Raw genomic sequence first — 26,363 nt, forward strand, 5'->3', positions numbered from 1 at the left:
TCTACGCCTGCACCATAGCTATATAGTAACAACGCATGCATCTCTCTGCTTCACTCATAGCCTCTTCTTGCGTAAAGCCTAAGTTTACCTCTTTGTTGTTGTACTTTCTATCTTCAACTTCAAGAACTTGGCTATGCTGTCTCGGCACGCCTTTGAGCCAGCCCGTAATCTTCTCTTTTTTATCATATACACGGAGTTTTTTGAGGTGATCTTCCATAATCTCCTCATCAGTGAGAGTAATTTCCCCTGTTTGTACATATCTGCCCATAACCGAAGCCGCTCTTTTTGCCTGTCCAACCGCATTTACGATAGTCATAGGACCATACTCACAATCCCCTGAAGCAAAGATGCCTTTGCGAGATGTCATATAGTCTTTACCGTTTGTTTTTATAGTAGCCCATGAAGTCTTTTCAATCTCCCACTCTTCGGGCAGAAGTTTCAAATCAGCAGACTGTGAAACAGCAGGGATAAGATAATCCGCCTCTATAACATAAGATGCGCCCTCAACTTTGACAAGTTCTGCTCTTCCGCCGTTTGGATCTGGAACTAGCTCAAACTTATCAATCAAAAGAGATTTTAAGATATTTTCTTCATCAACCATCTCTGCAACAGCGGAGTGAAAAAGAAACTCTACACCCTCTTCTACTGCTTCATGGTACTCTTCATAAGTAGTATTTTTGATGATGGTTTTCTCATCTCTACGGTAAATCATATAGACTTTTTTCGCATTTGCTCTGATGGCACAACGCACAACGTCCATAGAGGTAAATCCGCCCCCGACACATACAACTACTTTGCCCGTTAAGTCAACATAGTCAGTGGTTAAGAGGTTTTTCTCTTGTTCCTCTTTTGAGATTTTATAACCGTATTTCTCATAAAGATTTACTTTATCTAAAAAGTCTATCGCACCCCAATACCCTTTTATATCCGCTCTTTCGTTGTTACAGTAAACTTTTTTAGAGATTCTTGTTCCCGTTGCAACCATAGTAGCATCGTACTCGTTTTCAAAGCGTCTCATGTCGTCTGCATTGATTTTGGAGTTTACTATAAAGTTCACACCCATATCTTTAACACATTCGATATCTTTGTTGTATTTGCCTATAGGCATCCTGTACTCTGGAACACCTACCGCAACTTCACCGCCAAGTACCGGAAGCTCTTCATAAACATCTACCTCTACACCCTCAGCTGCGAGGTAGTAAGCAGTAGTAAGCCCTGCCGGACCTGCTCCGATAACCGCAACTCTTTTACCGTTACTCGGTTTTTTCTCAAGTGGATGAAAAAAGTCATACCCATGGTCTGTTTCCCAATCTGCACCAAGGCGTTTAAGCGACATGATAGAAATCGGCTCATCAAGGTTTGTTCTGCGACATGCATCTTCACATGGATGCGGACAGACACGACCGCAAACATGCGCTAGTGGCATAGTTTGGCGAGTCGCCATCAAAGAGTCATCCATTCTAAGGTCTCTTACACCCTCGATGTAGGCAGGAATATCGACATGAGAAGGACAGGCATCTGTACATGGTGCAGTAATCTTTGCAATGTATGCGATAGATTCGCCATAGTGAACAGATGGTTTTTGCTCATTGATGCACTCTAAAAATGTCTCTTCAAAATGTTCCATAATATCAAGGATAGGGTTTGGAACAGTCTTTCCAATCTCACATTTTGAAGTGATTTGCATACTCTTGCCAATCTCTTTTAAATGGTCTAAATCAGCTTTGCTTCCCTCGCCACGGGCAATTTTGTCAAGTTGGTCATACAAGATACGACCGCCCCAACGCCCCGGTGCGCATCTACCGCAAGCCTCTGAGTACTCCTGATACTGTGCTGCGTACTCCATCGCCAGACGGATAACATCCACATCTTTATCAAAAAGCGCAACGCCATCCCAACCTATAAAAGCTTTGGATGTACGATGAGAGTCGTACTGTGCGGGCAGATTGTAAGCTGATTCTTTCCACTCTTCCTCTGGCAGGTTTATGTTGTTTACAAACTCGCCGTTCCAAGTAGAAAAATATACTTTAGCCAAATTTGTATCCTACCTATCTTTTTGTAACGATAGTCCAATCGACTTCGTTAAATTTCAAAGAGTTAAGAAGCTCATAACCACACTCTTTTACCAAATCCGCTGATCTTTGAATCGGGGAAAAATCGCCGATTTCAAAAAGGAAAATCGCAACTTCACCAGCTTTATGCGCTGATAAAATCTCTCTCATACGAGGTTCAAAACCATCTTTTAAATGTCTTAAATCATATCTTTTCATTAGCGGTCAACCTCTCCAAATACGATATTTGTTGTACCTATAATAGAGACAACGTCTGGGATGTAGTGTCCTGGTAACAGGTCAGTTAAGATTCCCGTATGCCAAAATGACGGCGCACGGAGTTTTAGTCTGTACGGGTATGGTCCGCCTTGAGAGTTGATGTAAAAACCAAGCTCGCCTTTTGGCGATTCAGTCGCTACATAAACCTCTCCTACAGGCGGTCTCATACCTTGCGTTACAAGAACAAAGTGCTGCATCAAAGAGTAGTTTTGTGTCATGATGTCAAGTTTTGGAGCTGAGATATACTTTGGCGCATGTGCCATAAGCTCTGTTTGTCCGTCTTTTACACACTTCTCATACATGTCGATAGTTTGGTAAAGAATCTTTGCAGACTCTCTCATCTCTTCCATATAGATACGGTATCTTGCAAAGTTATCGCCCTTGTCAGAGTAAGGAACTCTAAACTCTACTTCATCATAAAGCTCGTATGGCTCCTCTTTACGGATATCCCATGCAACGCCGCTAGCTCTTAGCATTGGTCCCGAACAGCCCCATGAAAGTGCCATCTCTTTTGAGATAGTTCCGACCTCTTCCATTCTCATGAGCCAGATACGGTTTGTATCAAGCAAATCTTCATAATCTTTGATATTTGCAGGAAGTTTATCTAGGAATGTTTTTAACTGAGCGATAAATGTATCTTGAATATCTAATGGAACTCCACCAATACGGATAGCTGCATGTGTAAGTCTAGCTCCACAATATCCCTCGATGATGTCCATCAAGTATTCTCTCTCACGGAATGCAAAAAGGAAAACCGTCATTGCACCGATGTCAAGAGCAGTCGTTGCCAACCAGAAAAGGTGACTCATAAGACGGTTAATCTCTAGGAGCATCATACGGATAACTTTTGCACGGCGAGGCACTTCAAGCCCGATAAGCTTCTCAACTGCTAGTGCGAAACCATAGTTGTTTGAAGATGATGCGATGTAGTCCATACGGTCAGTTGTCGGCATAAACTCATTGTAAATCATGTTTTCAGCCATCTTCTCCATACCACGGTGAAGATACCCTATATCTGGATGCGCTTTTACAATCATCTCTTGTTGAAGATGGAGCATCAAACGAAGCTGTCCGTGAGCAGAAGGGTGCTGAGGACCGAAGTTTAGAATCATCTCATTATCTTCTCTATCAAAAGTGATATTTTCAAAAAACGGGTTTAATCTATTTGTTACTTGCATGTTACTCCCTATCTTTGAGGATTGTCGATAACGACAGAATCTTTTTTGTCAAATTTCTTAATCATGAAAACGCCGCCCTCTTCTTGATAGTTTTGAACTACCTTAGGCTCATTACCTGTAATCGTCGTCCCTTTTGGCACTTCATGTCCAAGGCGGGCAAATCTCTCGCTGTCATAGCGGTCAACTTTTGCAGTATCTCTAAGTTCAGGTCCGATGATATCTCTTGCCTCTTTGCCGTAAATCTTGTCAACTTCATACCATGCCGCAAACTCATCGCCTTGAAGTGGGTAAGTTTTAAGAAGCGGATGTCCCTGCCAGTCGTAAGGCATAAGGATACGCTTCATAAACGGATGTCCGTTTGCTTCGATGCCAAACATGTCAAACATCTCACGCTCAGACCAGTCAGCAGAGCGGAAAAGTTTCTCAACAGAGTTTACCGCTTCGCCTTTTTTGATAAACATTTTGATGCGGATGCGCTTTTTTTTGCTCATGCTAAGCATCTGGTAAAAAACTTCAAATTCGCCTCTTTTTGCAAGCCAGTCAATCGCACTCATCTCGCTTAACTGCACATAGTCACACTCATCTCTAAGAAGTTCTAAGACTTTGTAGTTATCCTCCGGCTTTATATAAACCACCATTTGCTCTACTTGAATGTAAGCATCAAGAACTTCACACTTTGCTTTGATGGCTTCTAGGTCGTGAGCAAAAACTTCATCACTCTCTACAGGGGATTTTGGCACTTGCGGTGCAACATAAAATCTGTCTGTGTAGTAGGCTTTTTTCTGTACATTATCTTTTGGTTTATAGGCTCTCATTACATTAACCTTTTAGCTTGTTGCGCTCTTGAAGCTTGATTTGCACGGATTTTTTTCTGTAGAAGCATAACGCCGTACTGGAGTGTCTCAGGACGAGGCGCACAACCTGGGAGATACAAGTCAACAGGGATGATTCTATCCACGCCTTGAACCGTTGCATAGGTGTTAAACATACCGCCCGTGTTTGCGCACGAACCCATTGAGATAACCCATTTTGGCTCTGTCATCTGGTCATAAAGTCTTTTGATAAACTCAGCATGTTTTTTTGTCAAAGTTCCTGCAACTATCATAACATCGGCTTGACGAGGAGATGCTCTAAAGATAGTACCAAATCTATCAAAGTCGTAGCGTGATGCACCAGAAGCCATCATCTCGATACCACAACATGCAAGACCGTAAGTAAGCGCCCAAAGAGAGTTTGAACGACCCCAGTTTACAATCTTGTCTATACTCGTTAGAGCAACCGGCAAACCGCCGTTTTGTGTATAATTTATTTTATGTTGTGCCATTCTAGCGCTCCTTTTTTCCATGCATAAACAAAACCGATAGTTAAAAGCAGGATAAACATTAACATCTCAGCAAAACCGAACCATCCAAGTAGCTTGAAATCAACCGCCCATGGAAACATAAAGACTATCTCAACATCGAAAAGTAAAAAAAGCAGTGCAAAAAGATAGAATTGCGGGGAAATTCTATTTGGCTGCTTCGTGACCTCAGGTCCACACTCATAAACTGACAGCTTGATTTTTTCAGTGTTTTTAGCCGCCAATGCACGACTTGCCAAACGGGCAATTATCGTTGTCATGGTAAACGCACCAAACGTTAGAAGAAAAAGTACAAATACCCCAAAATACGGATTTGAAGTCGCCATATGCTCCATATAACCTACCTTTTAATTGTTATTGTTTTCAAACACACAAAAACATAAGCCGTTTGGCTCGAATGTTTTTACTTATTTTTAGAAAAAACAGTTACGTGGATTGTAGCAAAAAGAGTATTAAATAAAAGTTTTTGATGCAATTTGAGAGAATAGCTGTTACGAAATACTACACATTATCAGGAGCATTGAGAGTAGATGTGTAAAAAAGAAACGTTTATAGGCGATATAAAGGGCTATTTTGTAACACTATGAGACCACTGCACAATAGAGGATTTTGTTCAAGTTTGAGGCGAAATTCAGTCAAATTGAGGAGTTTACTGTAGTAAATGACGAAATTTTACTAAATTTCAACGAAGAAATTGAGCAAAAGCATCATTGTGCCGTGCTCTCTACCTAAGTAGGTAGCGTTTCTGTTTTTGCTCTTTGATTTTATCGATAGTCACAACCAAAAATCCGTCGATGCAGTTTTCGAAATGTTTATCTCTGCCAAAATCGATAAACTCTACACCGCCTTCTTCACAAAGTTCGCTGTACTGCTTATAAAGCGTTGGGATGGCATAGCCCATAAGCGAGAGTTCACGCTTGAGAATGACCAAATCTTTTGCATAATCATTTTTGAAAAAGAGCTCATCAAACCTCTTTTTTTTCGACTCCGCCAAAATGTAGCTCTCACGATGCTCAACGCTTTTGTACTCTGGACTGAAGTAGTTTTTATAGAAGTAAATCAAAAGCGCTACTGCCTCATCACTATAAGTATTTGAGATGCTCACCGCTCCAAACATGTACTTGATGTCAGGGTTGATGCGAAGATACGCCCCGATGCCCTGCCAAAGGTAGTCAAGCGCTCTTGAGTTCCAGTATTTGGGTTGGACAAAACTGCGTCCTAGCTCTATGGAAGAGGCAAGATAGGAGTCAAACTCCTCTTTAAAATCAAAAAGTGTTGAAGTGTAAAGCCCGTCAACACCGTACGCCTCGACCATTTCGCTTGATTTGACAATCCTGTAAGAGCCTACTATCTCCAAATCTTTCTCATCCCAGAGGATAATATGCTCATAGCAGTAGTCAAAATCATCGACATCTCTCTGTTTTCCGCTCCCCTCTTTTACCTGACGAAAGCTTATCTCCCGTAGGCGTCCAATCTCCTTGATAAGCACATTTTCTTCCGCATTTGCGTAGAGATAAATCTTTTTGCCATCCGTCGTCTCGCCAATCTCTTTGGCATTTTCAAGCTCTTTTACAAGTTCTTGTCTGTTTTGCGCAAGGGCTATGCCGTTGTATGTTTTAAAGATGCCTTTCTCTTTTTTAGCTATCTTGTAAAAGTGTTTGCGTAGAAGTTTCACTCTGTTATTGATGTCGATATTTGGTGCAAAGTAGCTCTCATACGGGATACTTTTGCCGATGTGAAACGCTATGTTTTTGTTGTAGTACTTAAACATCTCATGCGGGATGGTTGCGGTCGCCAATGATTTGCTTATCATAGAGAGGAAATAGAATGTTTTTGAGTTTTTTGCATCTATGAAGATAGGCAAGATGGGGGATTCTGTGTTTTGTGCAACGGTTAGAAACCCTTTTTTCCATTTTGTATCTTTTATGCCATTTGGGCGGGCACGACTTACTTCTCCTGATGGAAATATGATAACTGCCTGCTCTTTGTTAAGCGCATCATAGATAGCCGCAACGGACTCTCTTTGGAGTTTGCCTTTGACATTTTCGATGGGGATAAGGATGGAGTCAAGGTTTTTAAATTCGCTCAAAAAATTTGAAGCCACTATCTTGACATCTTTGCGAATCTCTTTGATGACATTTAAGAGTGCGAGCGAATCAAGCGCACCAAGAGGATGATTTGCAATGATAACAACTCTTCCATAAGATGGAATCCTCAGAAGCTGGTTTTTGTTGATGGTGATGTCGATGCTAAAGTAGTCAAGCACGAACTCAATAAAATCAAACGCATCGAGATGTCTGTTTTTTTTCAAAACATCATTAATCTCATCTTCATGAAAAAGCCTCTTAAAAAGCGATATAACACCATGACGAAACAAGGATGGCATCTTTGCAAAAGATGGGTAGTTATGGTTAAAGTAGTTTTCTACACTTACAGCCATTTTACGCCACCATGTAGATACAGACAAGTTCTCTTGCAACAGCCTCTGGGCTTATCTTGCCATCATCGTAAGCACTCTCCACATACGCCCACTCATCGTTGAGCATCTCTTGCGCTTCCTCTTTTTTTAAATTGTAGTGTTTTGTCAATCTTGTAAAAACGTGCGTAAAAAAAGTTTCCATAAAAATTCCTCGTGGCATTTTAAATATGTGAAATTTTGCGCTATGTTTGTTACAAATTCATTACCGATGGGTTACGATAATATTACATATTTTGATACAATATTGAAAATAGGAGAAACTATATGCAATTTTTTATACTGCTTCTTTTAGCTCTCTTTGCTACGGCGAGTTTTGCTTATGAGCTTAAAGTCAACAAAACGTTTGAAGAGAACTTAGAGAGTGACAGGATGGAGCTTCACTTCTCTTTTATCGCCAAAAAGAAGAGCGCAAAAGAGACAAAAGAGCTGCTCCATCCAGCCATCGCTATCATCAAACAACACCCCCAGTGCAAAGGCGGAGGTTATACGCTAAGCCCTGAGTACAACTACAAATCAAACAAAAGAGAGCTTTTGGGTTTTGTGGGAAGAGCAAATTTTGAATGTAGTTTTAAAGAAGTTGAAGAGATAGACGACATCACAACATTTTTTGACACGCAAACAAACCTAGAGCTGCAACAAGCTCCCATAAAATGGGTTGTTGACAAAGAAAATATAAAAATTGCAAAAACAAGCTTAGAGCTAAAAGCCATCCGCTACGCCAAAGAGTACGCTCAAATCCTCAAAAAAGAGAACATCGCCCAGTGCCACGAAAAAAAGGTAGAGATTCACACAAGCTCCTCTGTCATGCATGAACCACAAGCGATGCTCATGGCAAAGAGTTCCATGGAAACCCCAACAAAAGAGCCGACACGCATAAGCATCAACGCTACTTATGACTTTGAGTGTCAGTAGAGGCTAGCCTCTCTACCCAAAGTTCAAATGTTCAGTCAACTGCCTTCGTGTTTAAGATCGTCGTTCATGGGATATTAAAACGGCAATGCATTTAAATCTTTGATGATTCTGTTCCAGATCTCAATCTCTTTTTTATTAGCCTCAATCTCTTTTTTATTAGCCTCAATCTCTTTTTTATTAGCCTCAATTCTTTTATCTGTAGCCTCAATCTCTTTTTTAATTGCTGCCATATAGTCATCATATTCCTTCTGCTTCTGCTCAGGCGTTTTTGCCGCTTCAGTGTCGGCATGGGTTGCCATCGATCGCATAATGGGGATAAAAGGGGCTTGAGCGATTTGGGGGACAAATTTGATCAGGTAACCAACCCTTTTGGTTGTTTTGCCGTCTTCTTTTTTGTAGCTCTCTATAAAATGGTAGAGGTGCTTTACAAATTGATGTTTTTGTTGCGCATCGAGTGCTGCGATATACGATTTTGATTGGATGTGAAACGTTTTGAGTATCTCGATAAGATGTGAGGGGAGTTGCTCTATGTAGCGTGTGTACTCTGCTTGGTTTTGGGGTTTAAAATCATTGAGATAATCCCTCATGTACTCTTTTGTAAACCGTGGACGGGTTGCTAGTTTATAGCTCATCGCTTCCGTGATCTGTTTTTTTTCGATAAGGCTTTTATAGTGTTTAAACTCCGCTGATGCCCCCCCATATCTGATCGAAGCTTTGTGTTTGCGCGTGAAGTCCCATCACGGCTACCACACTCATCACTATCATCATTCCCAGTTTCATCATAACCCTTTACTTTTAAAATCCGCAAAAGCTGTTAAAATAGTATCATTTTTATTTTTCTCGCAACCTCTCAACTAAGACTATCACAGACAGCACATTCAAACCATGCGCTATCGCCCACTCATATAAACGGTGTAGCGATTTATCGAGAGTTGATGAGGGAGTTTGCGGACATAGCGTTTAATTTTCACACAAAGCCTGAGCAGCCAAAGATAAAGACCAATTATCTCGTGGTTTGCATTGATTAAAACCTTTTTGTGTATTACTGCCGCAAATACTGCCATAATTTTTTCCAACATCGCCCAAGGAGACAACCCCACCCGTTCCATCGCTGCATCCTACACTGTAAAATTGTGTTCCGCCGACAGGTGCTTTATAATCTTGCTCTTTGAAAAAAGTTACGGTAGCTCTTCCATGATGCGAGCTTTTACTTTTTGGGAGTTGTGATTCTATTGAAAGGTCTGATTTTTTTACATAAACCGTGACTTCTCCATCGGTGATTTTAGCAATATCACCCCATGAAGAGGTACTTAGTTCTACAGAGTGACCTTCAGTTGTAACACGATCAGATTTGTACTCACAATCCAATATGTTTAACAAGATTTTATCATACGCATTATTTCTCTCTTTTGCACTTAATCCTTCGAACAAATCTTCTTTGGTGTTACAGACGTAGGCGTTGTAAAATTTGACAGCTTCGGCTTTGATCGAGCCTACTACTTTTCCTGCCAAATCTTTTTTGATGCGTGCTTTTTTTAGATCATATTCTCTATTCTCTCTATCGACTTCTTGTCGGCACAGCTCATCATGATTTTTAGGCCAAATTGTCTTATCTTCAGCATTACGTACTTCATTTTTCACACCACAGCTTCCCTCTTTTCTATAGGTTGCTACAATTTTAGCCAACCGAACATCATACACAGCCCAACCTTTCGTGCTATGCTGTAGACCCCATATGTCACCAGAGTATTGATTCGCAGTTGTGAATTCTGCGGGTAATATAAAGGTGCCTTTAGGGTTGATAAAGCCCCATTTGCCATTTTGTTTGACTCGTGCTATCCCATCACTAAAGCCAGAAGCATCTTCAAATTGAGCAGGGATAACAAACTGACCTTTGGTGTTGATGTAGCCATATTTACCATTTTGTTGGACATTGGCTAGTTCACCACTAAAGTTAGAAGCAAATTCAAATTGAGCAGGGATAACAAACTGACCTTTGGTGTTGATGTAGCCATATTTACCATATTGTTTGACTAATGCTAATTCACCATTAAAACTATAAGCATCTTCAAATTGAGCAGGGATAACAACCTGACCTTTAGTATTAATGAAACCCCATTTACTATTTTGTTTGACTGATGCTAATTCACCTTTAAAACTAAAAGTACTTTCAAATTGAGCAGGGATAACAAACTGACCTTTGGTGTTGATAAAGCCCCATTTACCGTTTTGTTTGACCTCGGCTAATTCACCTTCAAAACCAGAAGCACTTTCAAATTCAGCAGGGATAACAAACTGACCTTTGGTGTTGATAAAGCCCCATTTACCGTTTTGTTTGACCTCGGCTAATTCACCTTTAAAGCCAGAAGCAGATTCAAATTGAGCAGGGATGAGCCACTTTCCTTGCGTGTTGATGTAGCCGTCTTTTTGATTTAATTGCACCATTATCATTCCATTTGAAGAGGGACAAGACACCCACTCAAACTCAGCGGGTATAACGGTTTTTCCTGTAGTATCGATAAAACCCCACTTACCGTTTTCTTTGATAGGCGTTAATCCATTTTCACATGTGGAATTGAGTGTTTCAAATCTAGCAGGAGTGACCAATGCACCTTTGTTGTCTACAAATCCAAACTTGCCATTTTGTTTGATAGGCTGAAGCGCATTTTTGGGATTAAAATTTGTAAAGCTTTCATAAGTTGGTTCTATAAGCCAGTAACCCAAACTAGACATAACGCCACATTTATCAGGGCAGTAAACAAAAGGTTTATCCTCTGCTTTACCAAGAGGTTTAGACGTGCGTGTTTCTTTAATTTTAGGTTTACTTTCAGTTGCAACTGGTTCTTGTTTGAGAGGTTTTGTAATATCCTTTTTTGGTTTTTCCACAACAGCTTCAGGAGCTTTTTTGACTATATTTGGAGATTGGCTTGTCACTGCAACTGTTTGTGCATTTTTCGGCCAGATGACTTCGCCGTTTGCATTGCTGATTTCATACTTGACACCTTTTTCATCCGCTTTGAAAGTAGCGATGATTTTTCCGCTTACCATATCGTAAACTTCCCAGCCTCTGCTTTCATGTTTCAAAGCCAAGCTATAATTATCTAAAGGATTATCAATTTTAGTAAATTCTGGTTTGATTTTAAATGCGCCATTGCTGTCGATGACACCGTATTTTCCCTCTTTTTGAACGATGGCAAGTCCGTTTGGCATAAAGCTCTGAGCATAGTCGTAAATAGCAGGAATGACAATCTTGCCATGTGAGTCCATAAAGCCATATTTTCCATCTTTTTGGATTAACGATAAGGAGTTTTGGGTGAAAGGTTCCATCTTATTTTTTTGAAATTCTATAGCTACTTCACCTTTGACGTTTATAAAGCCAAGCTGCCCGTCTTTATAAACCAATGCCAAGCCATTCTGGGAGAAGGTATCGGCTCTTTTAAACTGAGGTTTTATGACCATATTATCATGCGCATCGATATAGCCGTACAAACCATCTTGTTCTACAACGGCTAAGCCATTGGGTGCAAATGAAGCGGCAAAGGTGTATTTGAAAGGTATGATGACGGCTCCTTTGCTATCGATAAACCCGTACTTACCCTCTAGCTTTGCCGCTGCTAAACCGTTTTGGGCATAGTCTGTGAGAAATTCATATTTGGCAGGGACGATGGTCCCAAACTTTTTGTCTGTCACACCCCATTTATTGTTTTTCTTAAACTTTGCTAGACCGTTTTGAGCAAATCTGTAAATATTGCTCTCTTGAGGACGGATGACAACTTTTCCACTCTCATCCAAATAGCCATATTGATCCTTTTCAAGAAAGCTGGACAATCCCTCTGGGTTGTAACTGATATGTTCATACTTTGGCTCTACGATCCAAAATCCCTCACTGTCCATCAAGCCACATTGATTGTTTGCGCACTGTACAAAGGGTTTTGCATACAGTGATGCAGCAAGTGATAATAATGTTATTACTATTTTTTTCATTTGCTTTCCTCTTTCGTTAATTTATCAGTCAAACTTTTGCTATACAACTTTAGATGCTCTTTTATATATTTTTTAACATAAATATTTTTTTCTAAAATATCATCTACATATTTTTCCCAAATATTATTTTCGCCATCTAGCTGATTTTTTTGTAGCATAATTTGCTCTAAAAAATCGGCATACATTTGGGCATATACTTCAAATTCTTCATATCTACTCTCGTCAGGCTTAAAAAAATCTTTATTTATCGTTGCATTGACTAGAAGGCTTTGTATCTCAAACATTCTAGTATAGAGCTGATTTATAGCTTCATTTTGATTTTGTCTTTTCATCTCTTTGATTTGCCCCAATGCTTTTGATGCAATCTTCGCTAATCTTAATGTTACAAATAACATACCTACATTTGCACTCGCACTTATCCACTCAACCATATTTAACTCCTTGTTTACATTACTAGTTCCACACTTTTACTTCTTTTACAAATATCGCTATTTTAACCTACACTACTAAAATTATTTGCAAATATTTATGTTTAAGTGTTTGCAAAATAGTAAAAAGTAACATTTTTTGTATATTGCTAAATTCGCAACTATTTATAAACATCTCCTCTAAAACCTATATCTTCGATAATCGCTTCAATAATTATCTCATCGTTGATAACTTGCACAATGATTCTAATGTTGCCTTTTCTGATTCTATAAAAGTCTCCAACATAGCCTTGCAAGGGCTTATAGTCAACATTTTGCTCAATATTGTAAAATTTACTTTTGATAAACTTGACAATCAATATATCTACTTCACTCTCGCTAAGCACTCCCCTGTGTTTATCCAGAAATTTTTTAGATTTTTTCAAGTAAGTAAGTTTTAGCTCTTTTTTCATCTACACTTCTATAGAGATAACTTTTGAATGTGACACCTCCAGCTCCTCTTTAGACCTTTGTGCCAGCATCTGTTTTATCTCATTTTCTTCAAACATATCATAAACCCTCTGAAGCTTTTCATACTCTTCTATATCTAGGATTACTGCTTCTAGCTTGTTATTTTTTGATATAGCAAGCCTCTCATTTGTATGGTTTATAATATTGTTTAAAATGGCAGAAAAACCTCTTGCAACATCACTTGCAGAGATTATCTCATCTCTTTTGTAAGCTACCATAAAAACTCCTCTTAATACATAAAATTTTATGTATTATACTGCATACTTTCTAATTTATCTCTTTTAAAACCCTACAGTATAGTTCACTCCGCCCCAGAATTGTGGGTCGGCGCCTTTTGTTGTGCTGTTTAGCGTTAGTGTGAATCTTCCTATGTCAAATATGCTCTCAACGCCAACGGTTGCTCTCATCCAGTTTTGGTCGTAGTTTTGAGCGTTCATAGTAAATGCCTGTAAACCGATTAGTTCTCCACTGATGCTACTTGCTTGGGTGTCTTTGCGGTGGATACCCTCTAAAGTAGTGATGATTTTGTTGTTTTCATTGAGTTTAAAGTTGGAGTCAAAGCCGTAGCGGTAATCGGTAATACTCTCGTTGTTGGCATCGAAATGGGCAGGAAATCCTCCGCTTGTTTCGGTGTAGGCGTCTGTTTTGATTTTGGCATGGTTGTACTCTACATAAGGGAGAAGCCACTCTTGGAGTGCATGCCATTGCAGTCTTGCTTTAAAAGCTTGGATGCTCTGGTTGGCGTTGGCATAAGAGGCATCCAGTGTTCCCGCATTTTCGTAGCCTCTTTTTAAGTCCAAATCATTTTTTCCATAAAGATATGTAAGTGTTGCGTAAAGTGGGATTGAAACGGGGAGCTTTATATCCGTGTCAAGTGCTACATAGTAACCCTCTGCCTCATTTTTACCATCATACAAAAGGTCGCTCTCTCCACTGGTTCTTCCATAGGCTATGGAGTATTTTATATCTTTGTTATAGCTGTAACCTACTCCGACTTCGGCGAGATAAAAGTCGTCTTTGGAGTCATATCTGTTGTCATGTGCGTAGTCTCCAGCGAGCCACATAAAGTACTTATCGTCTATGGCTCTGTTGGCTCCAGGGTGTCCGTGTGCCCCGTGCAGTGCCGTTTGTGCCAAAAGTTCCCCTTGCGTTGCGATGTTGCTCACACTTGCCAAAGAGTTTGCAAGTGTGTTAAGCCCCAAAAGTCCGCTGCCGCCTCGTGCTATAAATGCTTCATAGCCATTTGCAGAGTAGCCGCTCCCAACCACCACATTTCCATCGGCGCTGACGCCATAAGCTTCTGTATCACTCCAGCCTGTGAGAGTATAACCACCCTCTATAAGCCACTCGCCCAAAGACTGCATCCCTTTTTCTTGTGTCCAGCGAAATGCTTCCCATCCATTAGCTGAGCTACCTCCTCCAACTACTACACTTCCATCTGCACTTACACTATTAGCAAAACTATTAAAACTTCCGCCGACTAAATCCCCCAGACCAACCATACCGCCGGCTTGTGTCCAGCGGAATGCTTCACCACCATTAGCGGATGTACTACCTCCAACAACCACACTTCCATCGGCACTTACATCATAAGCAAAACTATGAAAACCTCCACCAGCCAAGTCTCCAAGTCCCACCATGCCACCGGCTTGTGTCCAGCGAAATGCTTCGTAACCACTTGCTGAGTAACCTTTTCCAACAACCACACTTCCATCTGCATTGGCTGCACTAGCCCAACTGTCGAAACCTCCACCGGCTAAATCCCCAAGACCAACCATACCGCCGGCTTGTGTCCAGCGGAATGCTTCATTACCATTAGCGGATGTACCATCTCCAACAACCACGCTTCCATCTGCACTTACACCATTAGCAGAACTATAAAAACCTCCGCCGACCAAATCCCCAAGACCTACCATACCGTCAGCTTGTGTCCAGCGAAATGCTTCGTAACCACTTGCTGAGCTACCTCTTCCAACTACTACACTTCCATCTGCATTGACTGCACTAGCCCAACTGCTGAAACTTCCACCGGCTAAATCCCCAAGACCTACCATACCGTCAGCTTGTGTCCAGCGAAATGCTTCGCCACCATTGGCTGATTCACTTTCTCCAACAACCACACTTCCATCTGCACTTACACCACTAGCCCAACTGTAGAAATCTCCACCAGCCAAATCCCCCAGCCCATCCATAGATGCGGCGGCAAGATGTGAGGATATAAGCAGCAGTGATGCCGCTATGGAAATCTTTAATCTATTTTTTTTCATATTTTTATCCTTTAAACTCTTTTTTTTAGTCTAAGGCATCATCGTTATATTTAGCGTTATATTTTGTAATTTTCAGTTTTTTATAAAAAAATTGCTACTATTACGGTATGAAATTTGGAACTCAACTCTTTTGCTCACTGCTGTTGTCTCTTTTTTTAGGCTTTTTTGCCAACGCAAAAACCATCGACATTTACCCCAATGAGGCGGATGTTTCACTGCTTGAAAACTCTGAGATTTTTATAGACGAAGGTGCGAAACAGAGCTTTGATGCACTGCTTTTGCATGCTGAACACTTTAGCGCATTTACACACTCCTACATCAACAACGGTTACACGACAAACGAAGCTCTCTGGGTGCGCTTTAGCCTCAAAAACAGTTCCGACAAACCCATAGAGAGGGTACTTCACATCGACAACCCCATACTTGACTCTATTACTCTTTACGCATCAGATGGGAACACTCAAAGTGCGGGTTTGTTGTCTCTTCCCATCTTTGAGGGGATTTTGGATTTTTATTTTCCTGTTGTGTTGCAGCCCAACAGCTCACAGACTTATCATCTAAGAGTGCTCTCCAACTCATGCAGTACCAACTTTCATCTGCATCTAAGCACAAAAGACATGGTGTGGCAAAAATCGCTCACGCAACAGCTGATTCAAGGTGCCGCTCTTGCCGCATTGGCTACGCTTATCATCTACAATCTGATTCTGTTTTTGTTTACGCTAGAGAGAGTTTATCTTTTTTATGTGCTTGCCACTTTTTTTATCACTTACAATCATCTCTCCTACACGGGGATGAATCTGCATCTACTTGGGCTTTTTTACACCGCAGAAGAATTGCCAAACATCATTAAAACAGACGCATATCTTGGCATTTACTACATCGGGTTTGCTCTTATATTTACCTTGTTGTTTGTGCGTGAGTTTATGTCAATAAAAGAGTTTGCCAAAATTGATTTGATGCTCAAAGGACAAATCGCCGTCGCTGTTTTACTTATGGTTCTCTCCTGCGATGCGTTTTATCTTCTTGATATGCTTATTTATGCAGGGTTGTTTGCTACGGCTTTTATCTTCTGCGTCGCACTCTTTCTTTTTATAAAAAAGCGCCAAAACAGTCTCTACTTTTTGATAGGCTGGGGCGTCAATGCGCTGGGTCAATTTTTCTTTTTGCTCTACAACATGGGGATATATCTCAGCGATGGCAAATACTGGTACTTTTATGAGATTTCCATCACATTTGAGGCACTGCTTTTCTCCATTGTTCTTGCTAAAAAGCTAAACCATACAAAAGCGCTTGCGGTGGCGCTTAGCACCAAACAAGTTCTCATCCGAGAACTTCACCATCGGGTCAAAAACAATCTTCAGTTTATCGTCTCGCTCTATCGCCTCAAACTCAAAAAACATCTCACGCCAGAGGGGCGTATCCTGCTCAAAGAGGCGGAGCAAAACATCCTCTCTATTGGGAAGATTCATGAGATACTTTATGCACAGCAAAACCTTTCTCATCTTGAAGCATCTCCATATATTCACGATTTGGTAGGCGAAATCCAAAAAAGCTTTGCCTCTCAAAATATAACCGTATCGGTCAAAGGAGAAGCACCTATCAAAATCGAACAAGCACTTTATTGCGGTATTATCATCAATGAACTTGTTACCAACGCTATGAAATACGCATTTGATGGTAAAGATGGACATATCGTCATATCTCTGGTTCATGATGATGGGGAGGTTATTTTGTCTTTGTGCGATGACGGAAAAGGATTTGACTATGACGCTTGCGAACACTCGTTTGGCTTGAGCTTGATTCGCAGACTTGTTGAAGAGGAGCTAAGGGGAACGATGAGCGTAAAAACAGATAAAGGGAGCTGCTTTACTCTGCTATGGAGTTAATTTTCGAGCATATACCCGCCGTATTTGACGCTTTGAAATGATAGATTTTCTACCTTTGCTCTAAGACGGTGAAAAAGTTGTCGGCGTGAAGTATCGCTAACGGGCTGATTGCACCAGACAACATCATCTATGTAGGCAAAAGGAACGATACGTCCACGCGAGTGAAGCAATAGTAGAAAAAGTTGATGCTCTTTGGCGGTAAGAAGTATCGGCTCATCACGGTAAAACAGCTGCTGCATCTTCAAATCATATCTGTACTCCGCACCGATTTCACTCGGAAATTGGCGCATTTTGATTTTTAGAGCGCACAGCCTTAGCCCCGCTATAAGCTCATCTTCGTTGAACGGTTTTAGCAAGTACCCTGAAAAATCGACTTGGGCGGCACGCTCAAGTGTTGCCTCATCGTGGTATGAAGTAAGAAATAAAACAGGAGTGAGATAGAGCGTCTGGAGCGTTTTTGCAGTTTCAATACCATCCGCCGAACCTTTAATCTCGATATCAGATATAACGAGATGGATGGGACGCTTATCGGCTAGCTTTAGAGCAGAGGGCATATCAGAGACAATATACCCGACAAAACCCTCCATCTCATCGACGATACTTTTAACGTCCATCGCAATAATGGGATTATCTTCGATTATCAATACATTTAACATCTGTACTCTCTTAGCTTGAAATGAGAAAAGTATAACTTAGAAGCGTTATATTTTGCGTTATATTGTATTTATACTAAACTCAATCAACGAGATTATCCATCTCCTTCTCTCTCTTTTTTATCTCATGAGGCACGACAAAAAAGTGCATAAGTGTGTACATTATCGCCGTAAAGATGAGCAAGATGCCTCCTGTCTCGCTCCAGCCGTTTACTAGTATATCTTCACAGCAAAAGCGCCCAAAAAAGTAAGCTGTACCAAAGGTGGCGATGTAGAGAAGGTAGAGTTTTGTGGCTATGGGTGTTATGGCTTGCAGGGCTTTTTGGAAAATATCAAGAGGTTTTTCTTCTAGTGGGACGACCTTGGAGCAAAGTTCTAAAAAGAGCATCTTGTCTGAGATGGAGTTGAGATTTATGTGCTCTTTTGTCTCTTGCGCTATAAACTCTAACTCTTTTTTGTCGTGGCTTTGAAGGATTTTTTCTATTTTGATGGGGGTTTTGTTTTGGTACTCCAAAAACATATCGCCGTTTTTTATAACGATACTAAAAATATCTAAAGTCGCAAAACGCACTTCACACCCCTCTTCAAATGCCTTGCGCAGCATCTTTGCTCTGTAAGCTGCTATGGCAAAAGAGAGGAGATAGACGCTCTTATACTTAGCCTCTTTGTTGCTGTCTATCTCTATGCGGTAGGGCTTCTCTATGTCTAAAAAGGTAACAGTAAACAGAAGTGAAGTCCCCTGATAGACGCTGTTTGTATAGTGAAGCGTCTCTTGATGATAGTGTGAGGTTATATCGCTAAAGAGATATTTTATGTCATCGTCATAGAAAAATGTATCGCCGTTTTCATGAACAATGGCTCGTTTTTTAAGAGTGTCTCTGTCTGTAAACATCGCATCAACTCTTCAAAAACTTTTCTATCTCTTCAAAATGTCTCTCTATGCCATCAAAGCCGTGGTTGCCGCCCTCTTCTACGACCATTTTGCATCCCTCAAGTTTTACAAGTGCGTCCTCTGGGTTTAAAAGTTCATCGCCTTTTTGCAGTAAAAGAAAGAGTTTTTCTCGCTCAAGTTCTTTTGTCTCATAGTTTTTCAGTATCTCAAGATGGGTTTCGCACCACTTGTAGCAACTCTCATCATAAAAATTTGGAGCATACCCCACCGCTCTTTGCAAAGTACTCCACGGTGTGATAGATGGGTTGATAACCACCGCTTTTTTGACGGACTTTTTTTGGGAGAGATAGAGCGTGTAAAACCCTCCAAGCGATGCGCCGATAAGATAAACATCCTCTTTGTAAGAGTCGATAAGCTCATCAAGCGTCTTTATGGCAAGTTCTGGGTTGTAAGAGAGCGTGGGGGCGATAAATCCTACGCCTTTGGCTCTAAAATACTCCCTAAAAGCACGTGCCTTATTCCCCTCGCCGCTTCCGCCAAAACCGTGTATGTAGATTATCATTCTGCTCTCCTTGTTATTTTTTACCAGATTCATAATACAAATCTTCCATATCAACAAAATAGTTCAAAAGTATAAGTTTGTTTTTTACCTCTTTGCTCTCAAATATCTCGTTGTCTTGGGGTTTGTAGGTAGCCAAAGTTTGGTTTACCAGCTCTTTTAACTCCATGATTTTCCCAAAACTAAGCACCTCATAAAACCTTGGAAGCTCCTCAAAAAAGCTCAAAAAAGCGTTGGCATTTTCAATATTTACTTTTTTGAGTGCTACGCTTTTCATCATCTCCACCATGGCGTATTCGCAAGCTGTGCGGTTTACTGGGTACCACTCAAAGAGCGTTTCAACTACATTGATGAGATTTAAAAGGTAGTTATCCTCATTTTCATCACAAATCCCCGCAAACATAAGTGTGAGAAAGTTGATGAGTTTTTTGTCAGTTGTGAGTGTTTTGCTTTGGCTAACCGAGATTTCTGCATCGCCCACCAAATCATACTCTATCATTTTACCGGTGAACCAGTTAAGCGAACTATCTCTGTTTTCTGTCATAACGACAAGCCTGTTTAGCGTGGCGATAAGAAGTCCAAAGCGTTGGCAGAGGTGTGCAAAGAAGGCTCTATGCTCTTCGTTGTTCTCATCATAAAAGCCTTGGAAATGCTCAAGCACCTGCTCAAAATGGTTTGGAATATACTTCATCTCATCCCATATAATATTTGAGAGATGCCCCTCGTACATCCGAAATGTTTCATTTTCAAAGTCAAAATAATCCGCTCTTGCGTACTCCATAAAATCGGTTATCCTATGGTAGATATGCTTCGCAAAGCTTATCATCAGTGGCATTTCCAAAGTCGCTCTTGCTCTTTGCTCATTTGTTATTTGCTTCACATCTACACCTGCCATTGCGCCCTCAAACTGCTCTCTTGCGGATATTTCGGCACCCTCGGCTAGTTTGACAACTCTGTCGTTATAGTCATAAAACCTCTCAAGCTCTTTTTTGCTCAAAGTTGCCAAGTATGTAAACAAAAGCCCGTTGTCACTACTAGAAACCAACTCGTTAAACTCATCGCTTGTAAGTTTTACTATCTCATCCACACTGTTTTTTGAAACATCAACTCCGCTAAATTGGGCGTTTTTTATCTTGAGCCAGTTTGGCACAGTGTGTGTGTCATCTGGCAAATTTCCTCTTTTAAACAGGTCTGTAAATTTTTTAAACATTAGCAGCGCTCCACCAGCTTTATTTTAACCTCAATTTACCCACTTGTAAAACGGTATTAAATTGATTTTTATACCCTCTATCTCAAATTCATCTTCACTATCATAAGTTACTATGGTAGCAACTCTCAAATCAAAGTTTTGACAAGCTTCAAGGAGACCTTTTATCTCTCGTTCTTTTGTATCAACATCACTCATATCATAGGTTACTTGAAGAGCATGGGTAATTTTCCCTTTAGTTGATATTACAAAATCACATTCACTTTTAGCAGATTTATAATAATAAATTTCATTGTTATTTCTTTTGAGTTCTAAAAACACGGCATTTTCCAATGCTTTACCGATATTATCTGAAAATCTAAACTCCATAGCATTGTTAAGTCCTATATCTATGCTATATATTTTTTTCTCGCCAAGTTCTTTGTTAACAAGCGATGTATCATATTTTTGCAGAGTAAGAGCCAAATAGATATTTTGTACATAATCCAAAAAATCATATAAGGTATTTTTACCTATTTTAATTCCACTTGATTTTAGCTCATTGTATATTTTGTTTATCGATATTTGTTTGGTTGCAGTTGCGATAACTCGCTTTAAAAAGAATTTTAGCGCAACGGTATTTGTGATGTTATATCGCTGGGCTAAATCTTTATACAAAAGAACATTAAAATACTCTTGAAGTGTTTGTGTTGCATAGATTTCATCTAAAAACAGAGTTTCAGGAAAAGAACCATTTTTTAAAAATGCTCCTTGTGCATTTTTTATATGGGCTAAACTACGAGACGAATACAAATCAATTTCAATACCTTTAAATGAGAGATACTCTTTAAAAGATAACGGAAAAACTTCAAATGACAAAGTTCTACCTCTTAAACTTGTAGCTATCTCACTGCTAAGCAGTTTTGAGTTTGAGCCGGTTATGAAAATATTTTTAGTGACTGTATCATAAACTCTTCTGATAAATTTTTCCCAGTTAGCTACATTTTGAATCTCATCAAAAAACAGGTAACATTCACTTAAATTTTGTTCGGGATAAAGCTCCATGTAGCTTTGCAGTATCAAATCCAGCTCATCACTATTTAACTCCAACCTTTCATCTTCAAAGTTTAAAAATAGTATTTTTGTTTTGTCAACTCTCTTGCAAAGCTCGTTAATCATATGATACAAAATTGAACTCTTTCCACATCTTCTTACACCGATAAGGGTTATTATCTTTTTTGTATAAAAAGGCGGTTGTAAAGTACGAGGTTTTACATCAAAATCAGCACTTAAATGAAAATCTCTGATAATTTGCTTTAGTTGTTCTTTCTTTTTCATAAAGAAGATTATATGTGTTTTCTTCTTTAATCAAGATAAATAAAAAAGGAAATGGACTACTTTTGAATAGGCTTACTGTACTCTGCCCACACTCACAACCTCTTGCGTCTCTACGCAAAAGGCACTTAACATCCCATAGCCATCTTTTTTGACATAGCATCCTGTGTCTATGTCAAAAAAGATGGATTGAGAGAGTTTGGATAGCTTTTTATAAAACTCTCTCCATACGTTAACATCAACTCTTCATGATTGCCAAGCACGCAGAGGTGGTTGTTTTGCCGCACAAACTCTATGACCTCTTTGGATTTTGTGCCTCTGTCTATCAGATCGCCCACAAAGATGAGCTTTGCATCTTTTGAAAGTTGTGCAACCAAAAGCATAAGAGTATCGTACTCGCCGTGAACATCGCCGATAGCATAGTGCATCATCAGTAGGTAACCCTATCCTCTTTTGCACTCCACGCAACAAAAGGTTTTAAACACTCCGCCCTCTCTATCTGCTTGAACTCCAAAAACTCTTTTTCGTAAAAATCTTCATCTCTAAAGCCAATGGCGTCTGCGTCTTTGCTTGAGGCGCCGTAAAAAACAGTTTTGATATTTGCCCATTTTATAGCGCCCAGACACATGGGGCATGGCATGCATGTTGTGTAGATTTCGCATCCGCTTAAGTCAAATGTAGAGAGTTTTTTGGAGGCTTTGCGTATGGCATTTACTTCAGCGTGGGCAGTGGGGTCGTTTGAGCGTAGAACTGTGTTATGCGCTTTTGCGATGATTTTTCCATTTTGAGTTATCACTGCTCCAAAAGGTCCACCGTGGTTTTTTTCTATGCCTCCAAACGCCTCTTTGATAGCCTTTTGCATAAATCTGTTTATCATGATTTTGACTTTTTTTCTCTTTTTTTTCTATACATCTCTTTGTCTGTCTCTTGAAAAAAGAGTGCAGCATCTTCGCCTCTGTACTCTTTATAGCCTATGCTTATACCTATATTATAGTTGCTTGCCATGGGAGATTTTAAGAAGAGATTTTCTAGTTTTTGGCAAAGAATAGAAGCATCCTCTTGTTTTGTAGCATAGAGCAAAACGATAAACTCATCGCCACCAAATCTAAAAATATCATCGCTTTTTCTGATATTTTCTCTCAAAAAATGGGCAGATTCTTTAAGAGCGTTATCGCCTCTATCATGTCCCATCGTGTCGTTTACCTGCTTAAAATTATCCAAGTCTATAAACATCATACAAAATATCTTCTCTTGGTTTGAGTAGCTATTTATCGCATTTTTAAACTTTGCATCAAAAGCTTTTTTGTTGAAGAGCTGTGTCAAACCATCTACAAAAGCATCCTCTCGCAACTGTTCATTTTGCTCTTGTTCTAAGTCGTAATTTTTACCGATTGTAACAAAACCGATAAGATTTTCATCCTCTACGATTGGCGTTATGGTCTGCTTTTCGTAGTAAAATAGCCCCTCAGCATTTTTGTTGCAAAAGATAGTCTCAAAAGATATTTTGCTGTAGAGCTTCTGCCATAGATTTTTGTAAAAACCCTCATCATGATAACCAGATTTGAGTATTCTCGGATTTTGTCCCATAAGTTCTGCCATGCCATAGCCTGTTCTTAGGGCGTAGGAGTCATTGATATATATGTACTCTCCTTTGGCGTTAAAGAGCGCAATAGCATCATGATTTTGATCTATGGCTTTTTGAAAAAGTTTGATGTGATTAAGGAGTTTATGCGCCACGGATATATCTTTTTGAAGTGAGACAAAGGCGATAAGGTGGTGTTTGTTATCATAAACGGGTGAGATGTTCCACTCAACCCAGTACTCTTTGCCATCTTTGGTATAGTTGATGGCTTTGCCCTCAAAATACTCCTCGTTTTTTAAGCACTCTTTGAGCCTTTGCAAAACTTCTCTATCCGTTTTTTCGCCCTGCAAAATTCTTGGAGTTTTCCCTACAATCTCCTCTTTTGTATAACCGCTCATTTGGGTAAAAGCGCCATTGACATAGAGAATCTTAGGATGCTCCCCCTCTAAAGAAGGGGTTGTAATCACAACGGAATTATAGGAGTGCTCAAAAATAGCAAGTTCATAATCATTGAGAGATAATTGCTCTTGATCTATATGCATATGCGAGCTGCTTTACTATTCATTGTCAAGCAATATAGCCTCTATGAGTTTAATATACCCATCATTTGCGCCAATGTGCTCTAAAACCGTTATCTCAACTTCGTACTTCTGCACACACATCTCACGCAAAGCGGGGACATCTTCTCTGACATGTTTACCGGGGGCTAAAAAGAGAGGAAGCACTTTTATGGAGCTGACACCGCTCTCTTTGAGCACACACACGGCACTCTCAAAGTCTGGTTCGGCAAGCTCTAAAAACGCTAACTCTATATGCTCTATCTTGCCTCTTAACTTCTCTAAAACCTCAAAACTTGCCTCGTTGGAAGCTTTTACTTTACTTCCATGAGAGAGTAGTATGTATCCGTTCATCTGCTTACCTTTGTCTATATGTTTGAAGAGACGCTGTTGCGACCGTTGGCTTTTGCGCGGTAGAGCAGATCATCTGCCTCTTTGTAAAGTACCTCGCAGCTGCTTATCTCTTTTGCTTTTTTTGCAACTATACCAAGAGAAATGGTAACAAATGGTGAAGCGCTACTTCTTCTATGCTCTATTTGAAGCGCGCCAATACCTCTTTGAATCTTTTGCGCCAACTTAAGTGCACCCGATGTATCCTCTGGTTTTAGGAGTACGCCAAACTCCTCCCCGCCAATCCTAAACGCATAATCGCTTGGACGTTTCAAGGAGTCTTTGATGCACTGGGCAACTTCCCTTAGCACCCTATCACCCTCTTGATGCCCGTAGGTGTCGTTGTACTCTTTAAAAAAGTCAATATCTATAATCATAAAAGCAAAGAACCCATCAGCGCGCTTTGCCTCATCGAGTACTCTTTGACACACTGTATCAAAATAGCCTCTGTTGTGGAGCTTTGTCAGTGCGTCTGTTATGGAAATCTCCTCCACCCTCTTTCTATCAGTGATATCTCTTGCCACTGAAGTATATCCGATGTGCAGACTGTTTTCATCATAAAGCGAGTAGATGGTCGTTTCTATCCAGTAGCTCTCACCATCTTTCGCGCGGTTTTTGATATCGCCTTTAAAAAACCCCTCTTTTTGAAGCGAATCCCAAAGATTTTCATACAAACTATTTGGCATATCTTTATGGCGCAAGATGTTATGTTTTTGCCCAAAAAGCTCCTCTTTTGCATACCCAGAGATACGGCACAAAGCCTCAGAAGCGTAGGTTATGTTCCCCTCTAAGTCGGTGTTGGAAGTGATGATGTTTTTGTCGATAAGCTCAAGATAGTTTTGCATCTTTTTATGGTTTGTTTCAAGTTTTTTATTGGTCGTCTCCAAAATAGTGATGATTTTTTCAAACCCATAGTGAATCACAAAAAGAAGCGTTATGAGCAAAAGTGCCAAAAAGGTAAACACCTGCTTGAGTGTCTCATAAAACTCTTGTTGCATCTCTGTTATATCGTTGAAAAAAAGTACTTTTCCAGCTGGTTTTTTTTCAAAATCAAGCAAATCGATGCTGTAAAGAATATACTCTTTCTTATCCAAAACAATTTTTTGATTATCTTTAAACGTGTAGTTTTTTCTTATGCTCTGTAAAAGGGCTTGATTGCCAAGATTTTCATAAAGCAAAGAGAACTCTCCTATAGAAAACTTCTCCGCTTCTTTTTTAAGAGAGATAGGATTTTTTTTGACAAAAACCGCCCCTTTGAGGTCATAAAAAAACTCCATCTCAGAGAGAATATGCTCAGGTCGTGAGCCAAACTCAAGCGCGCCTAGGTACTTGCCCTCTTTAAAAACTGGCAGCGCCACTCTGTAAGAAAAACTGTAAACTCCCGCCTCAAAACCATAAGCAGGCTCTTGTTTTTTATGTAACTGCGCTATCATAGGTCGGTAATTGGCTATGGTGTCGCCAAATTTGTGCTCCTCATGCATACGCAAAAAAGAGGTGCCATCGTAGAGATGAAAATGCATTACCTCTAAAAATTTGTTCTCTTTTCTTAGCGTCTCCCATCGCCCCTTAGAGAGTTCAAACAGCATCTTTCTATCTTTTTTTTCCAATGCATCTTTTATACCGCCAGAAGCAATATTTGCCCTTACTCTGTTTTCGTAAAACTCTTTATGTTTGAGGATGATTTTGTCGTAAGATTGGAGAAAATGTTGATGGTAAGCGTCTTGTAGATTTGCTACTCTCTTCTCCTGCTGCACATAGATAAAAAGAGAAACAACAGCAGCAAAAAGCAGTAAAACCGATGAAACAAAAAGCATTGTCTTGTTCTTGACACTCAAACTGCTCAACATTTGTAACTTCCTCCATATCCCTATATAC

26 protein-coding genes are annotated in these 26,363 nt (G+C 40.0%); 2 read left to right on the top strand and 24 right to left on the bottom strand.

Annotated features, from left to right (window positions below):
• Position 1: 1 nt before the first annotated feature.
• The 8 genes from AC6H4V_RS10385 to AC6H4V_RS10420 form a co-directional block, all read right to left on the bottom strand.
• A complete protein-coding gene (locus tag AC6H4V_RS10385; RefSeq protein WP_497606774.1) occupies positions 2–2,035 on the bottom strand; it encodes an FAD-dependent oxidoreductase in 2,034 nt (677 codons plus the stop codon).
• A 13-nt stretch (positions 2,036–2,048) separates the two neighbouring features.
• Positions 2,049–2,270, bottom strand: coding sequence for an NADH-ubiquinone oxidoreductase subunit E family protein (locus tag AC6H4V_RS10390; protein ID WP_497606775.1), 222 nt, complete (start codon positions 2,268–2,270; stop codon positions 2,049–2,051).
• On the bottom strand, positions 2,270–3,508 hold the full coding sequence (nuoD, locus tag AC6H4V_RS10395) for an NADH dehydrogenase (quinone) subunit D (RefSeq protein WP_497606776.1): 1,239 nt from the start codon (positions 3,506–3,508) through the stop codon (positions 2,270–2,272). The genes AC6H4V_RS10390 and nuoD overlap by 1 nt, the downstream gene beginning before the upstream one ends.
• An 8-nt stretch (positions 3,509–3,516) precedes the next feature.
• Positions 3,517–4,323, bottom strand: a complete 807-nt coding sequence (locus AC6H4V_RS10400; RefSeq protein WP_497606777.1) for an NADH-quinone oxidoreductase subunit C — start codon at positions 4,321–4,323, stop codon at positions 3,517–3,519.
• A complete protein-coding gene (locus tag AC6H4V_RS10405; RefSeq protein WP_299857511.1) occupies positions 4,323–4,832 on the bottom strand; it encodes a NuoB/complex I 20 kDa subunit family protein in 510 nt (169 codons plus the stop codon). The genes AC6H4V_RS10400 and AC6H4V_RS10405 overlap by 1 nt, the downstream gene beginning before the upstream one ends.
• Complete coding sequence (locus AC6H4V_RS10410; protein ID WP_299857513.1) at positions 4,814–5,203, bottom strand: NAD(P)H-quinone oxidoreductase subunit 3; 390 nt, start codon at positions 5,201–5,203, stop codon at positions 4,814–4,816. Before AC6H4V_RS10410 ends, AC6H4V_RS10405 begins: the two co-directional genes overlap by 19 nt.
• A gap of 389 nt (positions 5,204–5,592) precedes the next feature.
• Complete coding sequence (gene olsF / locus AC6H4V_RS10415; RefSeq protein ID WP_497606778.1) at positions 5,593–7,308, bottom strand: bifunctional ornithine lipid synthase OlsF; 1,716 nt, start codon at positions 7,306–7,308, stop codon at positions 5,593–5,595.
• Position 7,309: 1 nt separating this feature from the next.
• Positions 7,310–7,489: a hypothetical protein gene (locus AC6H4V_RS10420; protein WP_497606779.1), complete on the bottom strand. Its 180-nt coding sequence runs from the start codon at positions 7,487–7,489 to the stop codon at positions 7,310–7,312.
• A gap of 122 nt (positions 7,490–7,611) precedes the next feature.
• Here AC6H4V_RS10420 and AC6H4V_RS10425 point away from each other — a divergent pair, with 122 nt between their 5' ends.
• On the top strand, positions 7,612–8,259 hold the full coding sequence (locus AC6H4V_RS10425; RefSeq protein WP_497606780.1) for an SIMPL domain-containing protein: 648 nt from the start codon (positions 7,612–7,614) through the stop codon (positions 8,257–8,259).
• A 74-nt stretch (positions 8,260–8,333) separates the two neighbouring features.
• Here the strand turns inward: AC6H4V_RS10425 and AC6H4V_RS10430 are convergent, their stop codons facing one another.
• The 6 genes from AC6H4V_RS10430 to AC6H4V_RS10455 all read right to left on the bottom strand — a co-directional run bounded on the left by AC6H4V_RS10430 (position 8,334) and on the right by AC6H4V_RS10455 (position 15,448).
• Complete coding sequence (locus tag AC6H4V_RS10430; RefSeq protein WP_497606781.1) at positions 8,334–8,891, bottom strand: coiled-coil domain-containing protein; 558 nt, start codon at positions 8,889–8,891, stop codon at positions 8,334–8,336.
• A 328-nt stretch (positions 8,892–9,219) separates the two neighbouring features.
• Positions 9,220–12,243 (bottom strand): WG repeat-containing protein, encoded by a 3,024-nt coding sequence (locus AC6H4V_RS10435; RefSeq protein ID WP_497606782.1) that lies wholly within the window; start codon positions 12,241–12,243, stop codon positions 9,220–9,222.
• Positions 12,240–12,674 carry a hypothetical protein gene (locus AC6H4V_RS10440; RefSeq protein WP_497606783.1) on the bottom strand — a complete coding sequence of 145 codons (435 nt, stop codon included), beginning with the start codon at positions 12,672–12,674 and terminating at the stop codon, positions 12,240–12,242. The genes AC6H4V_RS10435 and AC6H4V_RS10440 overlap by 4 nt, the downstream gene beginning before the upstream one ends.
• A gap of 158 nt (positions 12,675–12,832) precedes the next feature.
• Positions 12,833–13,123 (bottom strand): type II toxin-antitoxin system RelE family toxin, encoded by a 291-nt coding sequence (locus AC6H4V_RS10445; protein WP_497606784.1) that lies wholly within the window; start codon positions 13,121–13,123, stop codon positions 12,833–12,835.
• Positions 13,124–13,399, bottom strand: a complete 276-nt coding sequence (locus AC6H4V_RS10450) for a type II toxin-antitoxin system Phd/YefM family antitoxin (protein WP_428730199.1) — start codon at positions 13,397–13,399, stop codon at positions 13,124–13,126.
• Between the two features lie 63 nt (positions 13,400–13,462).
• Entirely contained in the window at positions 13,463–15,448 is a 1,986-nt protein-coding gene (locus tag AC6H4V_RS10455; protein ID WP_497606785.1) for a hypothetical protein, read from the bottom strand.
• A gap of 107 nt (positions 15,449–15,555) precedes the next feature.
• Here AC6H4V_RS10455 and AC6H4V_RS10460 point away from each other — a divergent pair, with 107 nt between their 5' ends.
• Positions 15,556–17,334: a 7TM diverse intracellular signaling domain-containing protein gene (locus AC6H4V_RS10460; RefSeq protein WP_497606786.1), complete on the top strand. Its 1,779-nt coding sequence runs from the start codon at positions 15,556–15,558 to the stop codon at positions 17,332–17,334.
• Here AC6H4V_RS10460 and AC6H4V_RS10465 read toward each other — a convergent pair.
• The 10 genes from AC6H4V_RS10465 to AC6H4V_RS10510 form a co-directional block, all read right to left on the bottom strand.
• Complete coding sequence (locus AC6H4V_RS10465; protein WP_497606787.1) at positions 17,331–17,990, bottom strand: response regulator; 660 nt, start codon at positions 17,988–17,990, stop codon at positions 17,331–17,333. The genes AC6H4V_RS10460 and AC6H4V_RS10465 overlap by 4 nt on opposite strands.
• A 79-nt stretch (positions 17,991–18,069) precedes the next feature.
• Entirely contained in the window at positions 18,070–18,879 is an 810-nt protein-coding gene (locus tag AC6H4V_RS10470; protein ID WP_497606788.1) for a hypothetical protein, read from the bottom strand.
• A 4-nt stretch (positions 18,880–18,883) separates the two neighbouring features.
• Positions 18,884–19,441, bottom strand: coding sequence for a YqiA/YcfP family alpha/beta fold hydrolase (locus AC6H4V_RS10475; RefSeq protein ID WP_497606789.1), 558 nt, complete (start codon positions 19,439–19,441; stop codon positions 18,884–18,886).
• Positions 19,442–19,454: 13 nt separating this feature from the next.
• Positions 19,455–20,648 carry a hypothetical protein gene (locus AC6H4V_RS10480; protein WP_497606790.1) on the bottom strand — a complete coding sequence of 398 codons (1,194 nt, stop codon included), beginning with the start codon at positions 20,646–20,648 and terminating at the stop codon, positions 19,455–19,457.
• A gap of 30 nt (positions 20,649–20,678) precedes the next feature.
• Entirely contained in the window at positions 20,679–21,962 is a 1,284-nt protein-coding gene (locus tag AC6H4V_RS10485) for an ATP-binding protein (protein WP_497606791.1), read from the bottom strand.
• 167 nt (positions 21,963–22,129) lie between these two features.
• On the bottom strand, positions 22,130–22,390 hold the full coding sequence (locus AC6H4V_RS10490) for a metallophosphoesterase (RefSeq protein ID WP_497606792.1): 261 nt from the start codon (positions 22,388–22,390) through the stop codon (positions 22,130–22,132).
• Positions 22,390–22,836 (bottom strand): nucleoside deaminase, encoded by a 447-nt coding sequence (locus AC6H4V_RS10495; protein WP_497606793.1) that lies wholly within the window; start codon positions 22,834–22,836, stop codon positions 22,390–22,392. The genes AC6H4V_RS10490 and AC6H4V_RS10495 overlap by 1 nt, the downstream gene beginning before the upstream one ends.
• Positions 22,833–24,083 (bottom strand): sensor domain-containing diguanylate cyclase, encoded by a 1,251-nt coding sequence (locus AC6H4V_RS10500; RefSeq protein ID WP_497606794.1) that lies wholly within the window; start codon positions 24,081–24,083, stop codon positions 22,833–22,835. Before AC6H4V_RS10500 ends, AC6H4V_RS10495 begins: the two co-directional genes overlap by 4 nt.
• 15 nt (positions 24,084–24,098) lie before the next feature.
• Positions 24,099–24,452, bottom strand: coding sequence for a sirohydrochlorin chelatase (locus AC6H4V_RS10505; RefSeq protein WP_497606795.1), 354 nt, complete (start codon positions 24,450–24,452; stop codon positions 24,099–24,101).
• Positions 24,453–24,466: 14 nt separating this feature from the next.
• Entirely contained in the window at positions 24,467–26,335 is a 1,869-nt protein-coding gene (locus tag AC6H4V_RS10510; protein ID WP_497606796.1) for a sensor domain-containing diguanylate cyclase, read from the bottom strand.
• Between the last annotated feature and the right edge of the window lie 28 nt (positions 26,336–26,363).

Source organism: Sulfurimonas lacustris (genome assembly GCF_059705355.1).